Origin of the sequence: Enterococcus sp. 6D12_DIV0197, from assembly GCF_002174385.1 — a bacterium.
Lineage (GTDB): Bacteria > Bacillota > Bacilli > Lactobacillales > Enterococcaceae > Enterococcus_D > Enterococcus_D casseliflavus.
Genome location: NZ_NIBN01000001.1, coordinates 1,516,873 through 1,518,580, shown reverse-complemented (window position 1 = coordinate 1,518,580; position 1,708 = coordinate 1,516,873). Strand labels below are relative to the sequence as shown.

At 30.6% G+C, this 1,708-nt stretch carries 2 protein-coding genes; both read right to left on the bottom strand.

The window, feature by feature from the left end:
- Window positions 1-853, bottom strand: an 853-nt coding sequence (locus A5867_RS07050) for a DUF1972 domain-containing protein (RefSeq protein ID WP_087627225.1), incomplete at its 3' end; no start/stop codon positions are given.
- 30 nt (window positions 854-883) lie between these two features.
- Entirely contained in the window at window positions 884-1,579 is a 696-nt protein-coding gene (locus A5867_RS07045) for a sugar transferase (RefSeq protein WP_087627223.1), read from the bottom strand.
- Between the last annotated feature and the right edge of the window lie 129 nt (window positions 1,580-1,708).

Sequence of the window (1,708 nt, the reverse complement as noted above, 5' to 3'; positions counted from 1 at the left end):
GATCGTATACTGTACCAACAAACTTTATCCGACCATCTTTCTCAAAATCGGTTTTACTTTTTAGCTTTTCAAAAAATTTATTTTCTTCAACATTAGTAACTAACACAAAGTCTTTTTTAGAATCTGACTTCATAAACTCTTTAATCATAGTCTCATAATTATTTTCAGGAACAAATCTCCCAACAACTAGATAATATTCGTTCTCTTTAACTACTTTGTTCTTATACCATTCTCTTACCGTCTTATCGTTACTTTTTAGATTACTCATCCCTGTATCTGTACCATAAGCAATATAAGTCGTTTTTGGATTATACTTTTTATAATCGTCTTTAATATATTTCTCAATATTTTTGCTATCACAAATTAGTAAGTCAGCTTTTTTAACCATTAATTTTTCCGATAGCTTCCAATATTTCCTAACTGGATAACTCCATTTTGCACGTTTCCATTCGTGTCCATCCGGATTGACGAATAGTTTACCATTCAATTTAATTATTTCTTTCTTTATTTTGTTAATAAAAGGTCCAATACGACAAGCTAACACATAAAATACTGGTTTATCATCGTTATTTTTTTTCGATATTTCAATAGCTTTTTTCAAAGCTAATATATCATATAATACGGCTTTAGCTGGACCCACATTAGGAACTCTAACATTAAAGCATTTCGCTCCATTGTACTCAAAATACTCTTCGTAGATTTCTGATTTTATTGAATTCTCTTCCATACATGCAACATAATATTGTATGTTTGTATCCACTCTGTTTTCAGTTAATTTCTCAACAAATGTTTCAAACCCTCCATATTTAGCTGGTATACCTTTTGATCCAATAATATAAATACTTTTATTCATGAACTACTCCTTTTAAACCTTGTTTTTACGCTAATACGCACCATTTGGAAGGATTATAATTTTAAATGTCTTTAATATTATTTTAAAATCATTTGCTAAACTTTGATTACTTATATATTTTAAATCCAATTCTACCATCTCTTCAAATCCCACATGATTTCTTCCGCTGACTTGCCATAAACCAGTACAGCCAGGTTTTACTAATAATCTTTGCTTTGAAAAACTAGTATACTCTAAAACTTCCCTTATTAATGGTGGTCTAGGTCCTACTAAACTCATCTCACCTTTTATTACATTCCATAACTGTGGGAGCTCATCAATACTCGTTTTTCTTATAAATTTTCCGATTTTGGTAACTCTGGGATCTTCTTTCATTTTGAACATTGCCCCTTGAACCTCATTGTGTTGAAGCAAAAATTCTAGCTTCTCCTCAGCATCTACACACATCGAGCGAAATTTGTACATTTTAAAGGTTTTTCCATTTTTTCCAACCCGTTCTTGAGAAAAGAATATTGGACCGGATGGGTCTTCTTTTTTTATTTTATATGCAACAATAAGAAAGAGTGGTGAAAGAACTACCAACCCGATCAAACTTCCAAAAATATCAATTATTCTCTTTACAAATAAATATAAATATTTTGAATCAATCTCTTCTTTCTTTATTAATATTTCTTCCCTAACTTTTTTTGTTTCCCTGTTTAGATTAGATACATTCACTTCATCCACCCTAATTCCTCCTAGAACAATCCAAACTTTTTCTTTTTGGCTACTAAAAATTCTGGATAATCTACTTTGTCTCCATTCACTAAATCTCTTGTCACTTGCTTCATTAATGAGACTTTTCCTGTCCCATAC